General features: G+C 69.2%; 9 protein-coding genes and 1 pseudogene. 8 read left to right on the top strand and 2 right to left on the bottom strand.

The genetic code is table 11. From position 1 onward, the window contains the following. Both AB0C69_RS35950 and AB0C69_RS35945 read left to right on the top strand, forming a co-directional pair. Positions 1-142 (top strand): annotated as a pseudogene (locus AB0C69_RS35950) (lipoyl synthase); the annotation flags it as partial. A gap of 46 nt (positions 143-188) precedes the next feature. Further along, positions 189-884: a DUF4191 domain-containing protein gene (locus tag AB0C69_RS35945; RefSeq protein WP_345174726.1), complete on the top strand. Its 696-nt coding sequence runs from the start codon at positions 189-191 to the stop codon at positions 882-884. A gap of 64 nt (positions 885-948) precedes the next feature. On the opposite strand, the gene AB0C69_RS35940 is transcribed toward AB0C69_RS35945, so the two are convergent. Next, positions 949-1,425: an RDD family protein gene (locus AB0C69_RS35940; protein ID WP_345174724.1), complete on the bottom strand. Its 477-nt coding sequence runs from the start codon at positions 1,423-1,425 to the stop codon at positions 949-951. Positions 1,426-1,579: 154 nt separating this feature from the next. Between AB0C69_RS35940 and glnA the strand changes: the two genes are divergently transcribed. Next, positions 1,580-3,004: a type I glutamate--ammonia ligase gene (gene glnA, locus AB0C69_RS35935; protein WP_345174721.1), complete on the top strand. Its 1,425-nt coding sequence runs from the start codon at positions 1,580-1,582 to the stop codon at positions 3,002-3,004. Between the two features lie 189 nt (positions 3,005-3,193). On the opposite strand, the gene AB0C69_RS35930 is transcribed toward glnA, so the two are convergent. Then, the gene (locus AB0C69_RS35930; RefSeq protein WP_360359855.1) at positions 3,194-4,363 is read right to left on the bottom strand and encodes a hypothetical protein; all 1,170 of its coding nucleotides are present in this window, start codon (positions 4,361-4,363) and stop codon (positions 3,194-3,196) included. A 195-nt stretch (positions 4,364-4,558) separates the two neighbouring features. Here AB0C69_RS35930 and AB0C69_RS35925 point away from each other — a divergent pair, with 195 nt between their 5' ends. From AB0C69_RS35925 to AB0C69_RS35905, 5 genes are all read left to right on the top strand, one after another. Beyond that, on the top strand, positions 4,559-4,993 hold the full coding sequence (locus AB0C69_RS35925; protein ID WP_360359852.1) for an SRPBCC domain-containing protein: 435 nt from the start codon (positions 4,559-4,561) through the stop codon (positions 4,991-4,993). Beyond that, positions 4,980-5,333, top strand: a complete 354-nt coding sequence (locus tag AB0C69_RS35920) for a metalloregulator ArsR/SmtB family transcription factor (RefSeq protein WP_360359849.1) — start codon at positions 4,980-4,982, stop codon at positions 5,331-5,333. The genes AB0C69_RS35925 and AB0C69_RS35920 overlap by 14 nt, the downstream gene beginning before the upstream one ends. Further along, positions 5,330-5,710 carry a VOC family protein gene (locus AB0C69_RS35915; RefSeq protein ID WP_353832826.1) on the top strand — a complete coding sequence of 127 codons (381 nt, stop codon included), beginning with the start codon at positions 5,330-5,332 and terminating at the stop codon, positions 5,708-5,710. Before AB0C69_RS35920 ends, AB0C69_RS35915 begins: the two co-directional genes overlap by 4 nt. A gap of 112 nt (positions 5,711-5,822) precedes the next feature. After that, on the top strand, positions 5,823-6,164 hold the full coding sequence (locus tag AB0C69_RS35910; RefSeq protein ID WP_353832825.1) for a helix-turn-helix transcriptional regulator: 342 nt from the start codon (positions 5,823-5,825) through the stop codon (positions 6,162-6,164). Then, positions 6,161-6,646: hypothetical protein (locus AB0C69_RS35905; RefSeq protein WP_360359845.1), on the top strand; the 486-nt coding region annotated here is incomplete at its 3' end. The genes AB0C69_RS35910 and AB0C69_RS35905, both read left to right, overlap by 4 nt.

Below are 6,646 nucleotides of genomic sequence, written 5' to 3'. Positions count from 1 at the left end.
CTGGGTCAAGGCCGAGGAGAACGTCGAGCTGGCGGCCGAGGCCGAGGAGATCGGCTTCGCGGGCGTGATGTCCGGGCCGCTGGTGCGCTCCAGCTACCGCGCCGGCCGCCTCTACAAGCAGGCCGTCTCCGCGCGCGGCTGACGACCGGCTGTCGGGACGGCCGTCCGACCGGACTATCCTGGGACGCATGTCGAAAAAGCCCACGGACGGGGCCCAGGAGAGTCCAGGGCGCCTCAAGCAGATCCGCATGGTCGCCCAGGTGCTCCGCCAGGCCGACCCGAAGGCCCTGCCGATCGTGTTCGCCTCCGCGATCGGGGCGCTGGTCGTCGTCATCCTCATCGGGCTGCTCATCGGCCAGCTGTGGTTCTTCATCCCGCTGGGCGTCCTCGCCGCGTTCGCCACCGGCATGATCGTCTTCGGGCAGCTGGCGCAGCGCGCGCAGTACAAGGTGATCGCCGGTCAGCCCGGCGCCGCCGCCGCGATCCTGAAGAACATGCGGGGCAACTGGTCGGTGACCGAGGCGGTCAGCGGCAACCGCAACCTCGACATGGTGCACCGCGCGGTGGGGCGCGCCGGCGTGGTGCTCGTCTCGGAGGGCCCGCGCAGCCGCGTCGGCCCGCTCCTCGGCGCGGAGAAGAAGCGCATCTCCCGCGCGGCCCAGCAGGTGCCGATCTACGACGTGCAGGTCGGCGACGACGAGGGCCAGATCCCGGTCGACAAGCTCCAGCGGCACCTGATGAAGCTGCCCCGCAACCTCACCAAGGGGCAGGTCGCCGAGCTGAACGACCGGCTCCAGGCACTCCCCCGTTCGATGCAGATGCCGAAGGGCCCGATGCCCAGGGGCGCGAAGATGCCGAAGGGCCCGAAGCCCAAACTGCGCTGACGCCCAAAGGAAAAGCGCCCCTTCGGGGGCGCTTTCTCGTTCCCGGCGGTGCGCCGGCGCCGGGCTAGTTGGAGACGACGACCGTGTTGCTCGCCCGGTCGTGCATGCCGCGGTAGTCGCGGTCCCAGATCAGCGCGGGGAGGACCAGGAGCAGCAGCAGCGTCCTCGCGAGGGCCCAGCCGAGGCCGACGGGGCGCCCGTCCAGCCGGGCCACCCGGATGCCGCACAGCCGCTTGCCGATCGTCGTGCCGAGGAACGCGGTGAGCACCCACGCCTGCAGGCCGAAGATGAGCAGCGTCCAGGTGCTGCGCTCGGCGGGGTCCCACCCGAACGAGCGCGCGAGCAGGCTCGCGACCAGCATCGACAGGCCCCAGTCGACGAACAGGGCGAGGAGCCGGCGGCCGTAGGGCGCGACGGAGCCGCTGCCGCTCTCGGGCAGGCCGATCCGCTTCCCGGGCTCGCCGAGGTCGACCCCGGCCGAGCGCGCCCCGCCGAGCCACGTCTGCGTCCACCGCGGCCCGGCCGCCTTACCACCGCTCATGCCCCCACGCTATCCCGTCCTTCCGGAGGTTCGGACGCGGCTCCCATGGGGAGGCCCGATGTGACCCGTAACACAGCGGAAACATACGAGACATGGTCGGGAAACGGCGCGGACATACCGTCGGGGAAGCCGAGAACCGCCCTGAGGAGGCTGGATGTTCAGCAGCGCCGAAGAGGTCCTGAGCTACATCAGGAACGAAGGTGTTCGATTCGTCGACTGCCGGTTCGTGGACCTGCCGGGCAAGATGCAGCACTTCACCTTCCCCGTCGAGAGCTTCGGCGAGAACGTCTTCACCGACGGGCTGATGTTCGACGGGTCGTCGGTCCGCGGCTTCCAGGAGATCCACGAGTCCGACATGCTCCTGCTGCCGGACCCGAGCACCGCCGTCGTGGACCCGTTCCGTCAGCACAAGACGCTGATCCTGAACTTCTTCGTGCACGACCCGCTGACGGGCGAGCCCTACAGCCGCGACCCGCGCAACATCGCGCGCAAGGCCCAGGACTACCTGCGCGGCACCGGCATCGCCGACACCTGCTACTTCGGTCCCGAGGCCGAGTTCTACATCTTCGACGACGTCCGCTTCGAGACGAAGCAGAACGCCGGCTACTACTACCTCGACTCGATCGAGGGCGCCTGGAACACCGGCCGCGAGGAGGCCGGCGGCAACCTCGGCGCCAAGCCCCCGTACAAGGGCGGCTACTTCCCCGTCCCGCCGATGGACCACTACACCGACCTGCGCTCGGAGATGGTGGCCCAGCTCCTGGAGTCGGGCATCCACGTCGAGATGCAGCACCACGAGGTCGGCACCGCCGGCCAGGCCGAGATCGACTTCCGCTTCGACACGCTGCTGAAGACGGCCGACAACCTCATGCTCTACAAGTACATCGTGAAGAACGTCGCGCGCGCCGCGGGCAAGACCGTCACGTTCATGCCGAAGCCGATCTTCGGTGACAACGGGTCGGGCATGCACTGCCACCAGTCCCTCTGGAAGGACGGCTCGCCCCTCTTCTACGACGAGGTCGGCTACGCGGGCCTGTCCGACAACGCCCGCTACTACATCGGCGGCCTCCTCAGGCACGCGCCGTCCCTGCTGGCGTTCAGCAACCCCACGGTGAACAGCTACCACCGCCTCGTCCCCGGCTACGAGGCCCCGGTCAACCTGGTCTACTCCCAGCGCAACCGCTCGGCCTGCATCCGCGTCCCGATCACCGGCTCGAACCCGAAGGCCAAGCGCATCGAGTTCCGCGTGCCGGACCCGGCCTGCAACCCCTACCTGGCCTTCTCCGCCATGCTGATGGCCGGCCTGGACGGCATCAAGAACAAGATCGAGCCCCCGGAGCCGGTCGACAAGGACCTCTACGAGCTGCCGCCCGAGGAGGCCCGCGCCATCCCGCAGGTCCCCGGCAGCCTTCCCGAGGTCCTCGCCGCCCTGGAGACCGACCACGACTACCTGCTGGAAGGCGGCGTCTTCACCCCGGACCTCATCGAGACCTACGTCACGATGAAGAACGAGTTCGAGATCGACCCCATCCGCCTGCGCCCCCACCCCCACGAGTTCGAGCTCTACTACGACATTTAAGAGCACCGCAGGCCAGAGTGGTTTTTCCCTCTGCCGGGCCGTCTGCGGGTCGTCGGCCGTGTCCTTCCCATCGCGGAGGGCGCGGCCGACGGCCTTTCCGGCGGGCGGCACTCAGGCGGCGGTCCGCGCGCACGAAGAAGTGGCCCTTCCCGAAGATCCGGAAAGGGCCACCCCAGCGTGGGACACCGCTTACGCGGCACCCCCGGATGCGTAGACGTCCACGATCCCGGCGAAGTACCGGCCCGTGGAGGCCTGCCTGTCGGACGTGGCCCCGAAGAACCCGTCCCTGAACCTGACCTGGAGCGTGGCGCCACGGCCGAGTCGCCAGGTGAGGCGCCGACGCGCCTCACGAAGCGCCTCGCGCTCCAGTTGCTTCTTGCTGTTCCCCCAGATCGTGTCGTGGAGGGTCAGCACGTGGTCGCCTGCGGGCTCGTCGGCCTGCGCGGCACTGCCCAGGATCACCTCGACGTCCACCGAACGGGCGTAGAAGCGGTCCGTGGTCTCGATGTAGTACGGCGTGCTCTCCACGCCGTCCACACCGTCCCTGAACACCACGCGGTACATGGCGTCAGGACCGAAGAACTGGCGCGCCCTGTGGAGCACCCTCCGCTCCATCTGCCGCATGCTGTTGCCGGAGACCTCCCCCGCGCGGAACGTCGTGCACGGCTGCTCGTCGAACTGCGGGGGTCCGCTGAGGACCGCCTCGACCTCCACGTACATGGAGAAGAAGCGGTCCTTGGTGCCCAGGCGTTCGGGCGTCGTGCACACGTCCCTGAACGTGACGCGGAGCTCGGCGTCAGGACCGAAGAACTGACGGCCTTCGTGCCGCGCCCTGCGCTCCATCTCCCCGATGCTGTTCCCCGTGATCACGTCCACGAGGGTGAGCACGCACCTGCGCGTCCCCGCAGTGGCCCGCGGGACCACCGCGATGGCGAACTTCCCCTTGAAGGGGTCCTGGATCGCGTTCGAACCTCGGGGCGCCTCCTCCACACGGCTGGCCACCACACGGAGCTCGGCGTGAGGGCCGAAGAACTCGCGCGCCCACACGAACGCCCCACGCTCCATGTTCCCCATGGCGTTCCCGGTGAGATGGAACGTGGTCGCCCTGCGGACGTGCTCGTCGACCTGCGGTGACGTGGTGCTCATGACCACCGCGACGCTGATCAGGGAGGTGCGGCCAGGGGGGTTGATCCTGCTGCTGACGACGTTGAGCACGGCGTCAGAGCCGAAGCAGTCACGCGCCTCGGCAAGGGCCACGGCCGGCATCGCCTCGGGGCGGACCCCGTTGAGCCAGGCAGTGAAGATGACCGTCTTGCCGGTTGCGCTCTCGACTCGCGAGGGCTGCTGCATGATCGTCACGGATTTCTCCCGACAGTTGGGGGACATCAGACGTCCCTTTGAGTTGTGGGGTCCGAGGACCCGGCTGGTGTTGCTCCAGGAACCGTCCGGCTACGCCGTGGCTTCGCAATCAGCCCGCCTGGGCGCGCGAACTTATCGCAACCAGTTGATTGTGATACCTTCAATGGCAACCAGTCAGTTGCTATAGGGGGTGCCGTGGCCGTCCCGGACCGCATCGAGCGGACGCTCGAACTCGCCCACCCGCCCGCGCGGGTGTGGGCGGCGTTGACCACCGCCGAAGGGCTCGGCGGCTGGTTCGGCTCCCACGCGGAGGTCGACGACCTGCGGCCCGGTGGCGAGATCCGGGTGCGGTGGGACGACCAGGGCGAACACACCCTCTGGATCCAGGTCGTCGAGCCGCCCCGCCGGTTCGCCTTCACGTGGGCGATCGAAGGGCTGCCGGCGGACGATCCGCGGCGCACCTACGTGGAGTTCACGTTGGAGCCGACCGGCACGGGCACCCGGGTGACGGTCGTGGAGAGCGGCTTCGCCCAGCTGCCGGACCACCTGGCCGGCGCCTACGAGAGCAACACCAGCGGGTGGCGGATGGAGCTGGCCGAGCTGACCGGATACCTCGATGCCGCACCCTGACCAGCCCGAACTCGTCGCCCAGGCGGTTTTCAGCGCGCTCGCCGACCCGACCCGGCGCGGCATCCTCGCCGAGCTCGCCGCGCGCGGCCCGGCGACCGCGACCGACCTGGCCGCCCGGCTCCCCATCTCGCGCCAAGCGATCGCCAAGCACCTCGACCTGCTGGCCGATGCGGGACTGGTCCGGGCGGAGCCCGGGGAGCGGCGACGGATCCGCTACCGGCTGCAGACCGGGCCGGTGGCCGTGGCCCAGTCCTTCCTCGCCGCGCTGGCACGCGATTGGGACGGCCGCCTGAGCGCACTGCGCGACCATCTCGAACACAACGGGGGGAACGAAGCATGAGTCCGACATTCCGCGGCGGCCACAACATCGCCATGAAGCTGCCCAAGGCACAGTTCGACCGCACCGTCGCCTTCTACCGCGACGTGCTGGGCATGGAGGTCACCGACGAGAGCAGCGGAGGCGTCGTGGACCAGTGCGCCTCGGTGCAGCTCGGCCCGGTGAAGCTGTGGTTCGATCGCGTCGACAACTACGCGCGGGCCGACCTGTGGCTTGAGCTGTTCACCGATGACGTCGACGGCGCCGCCAGGCACCTGGCCGCGCACGGTGTCGCCGTCCAGGACGAGCTTGAGCCGTTCCCCGCCGGCATGGACGCCCACTGGATCAGCAACCCGGTCGGCATCCCGCACATCGTCCGCCTCGCCGACGAGGACCAGTGATCTCGTGCGCGCCGACCGGCAACGTTCGTCGATGAGTCGATGAGTCGATGAACGCCTCTTCCTGGGCTCGACTCGTGGACAATACTTCGTTATCCGATATATCGTCTCCCGTATGGTCAAACGAACCACGATGAGCGAGCCCACGTACTTCGTGCTCGCCGCCCTCCTGGACGGGCCCGTGCACGGATACGGGATCATCAAGAGGGCGCAGGAGCAGTCGGGCGGGCGGATCCGGCTGGCCGTGGGCACCCTCTACGGGGCTCTGGACCGGCTGGCGAGCGACGGGCTGATCGTCGTCGACCGCGAGGAAACCGTCCAGGGCCGTCCGCGTCGCTACTACCGGCTGACTGAAGACGGGCGCCTGGCAGTCACCCGCGAGGCTCTGCGGTTGGAGCAGGCCGCCCGCGTCGTCACGGGTCGCACCTCCCTGATGCCGGGGGACGTCGGAGCATGAGCACGGCATTCACCGAAGGGTGGTACCGGCTCTTCCTGCGAGCGTTCCCGCGAGGTCATCGCAGGGAGTACGGCGCTGAGATCATCGGCACATTGCTGACCGGCACCTCACGCCGCGCTCCCTCGCTGCGGGAGACGGCCGGGCTCCTCGCTGCGGGCTTCGTCGCGCGTGCCCGCGCGACCACCGACGCGCCCTGGTGGGCCGACGGGCTGCAACTCGGCCTGCTGATGCTGGCGCTGGCGAATCTGGCCTACGGCATCGCCGACCATTCGTCCCCCTGGTGGCTGGTCGCCTCGGCAGCGCTGGTAGGGGCGTTGCTGCGCGGCTGGGCACTGGTGGCTCTACCACTCGCCCTGGCCGTGGCGCTCTCGACCGGCCGGGCCATGCTGCTGGGGACTCAGGCCACCTTCTCGCCGTCACAGATCCTCGGACCGGCGAACCACAACTGGGTCTCACTGGCCCCCTACGGCGTCCTCGCGATC

The organism is Actinomadura sp. NPDC048032 (assembly GCF_040653175.1).
Lineage (GTDB): Bacteria > Actinomycetota > Actinomycetes > Streptosporangiales > Streptosporangiaceae > Spirillospora > Spirillospora verrucosospora.
This window is presented reverse-complemented; position numbering and strand designations above follow the sequence as displayed.

Bases quoted from the DNA above. Each gene is read 5' to 3' on its own strand.
- AB0C69_RS35945 (WP_345174726.1), top strand. From the start codon at position 189: ATGTCGAAAAAGCCCACGGACGGGGCCCAGGAGAGTCCAGGGCGCCTC.
- AB0C69_RS35940 (WP_345174724.1), bottom strand. From the start codon at position 1,425: ATGAGCGGTGGTAAGGCGGCCGGGCCGCGGTGGACGCAGACGTGGCTC.
- glnA (WP_345174721.1), top strand. From the start codon at position 1,580: ATGTTCAGCAGCGCCGAAGAGGTCCTGAGCTACATCAGGAACGAAGGT.
- AB0C69_RS35920 (WP_360359849.1), top strand. From the start codon at position 4,980: ATGCCGCACCCTGACCAGCCCGAACTCGTCGCCCAGGCGGTTTTCAGC.
- AB0C69_RS35915 (WP_353832826.1), top strand. From the start codon at position 5,330: ATGAGTCCGACATTCCGCGGCGGCCACAACATCGCCATGAAGCTGCCC.
- AB0C69_RS35910 (WP_353832825.1), top strand. From the start codon at position 5,823: ATGGTCAAACGAACCACGATGAGCGAGCCCACGTACTTCGTGCTCGCC.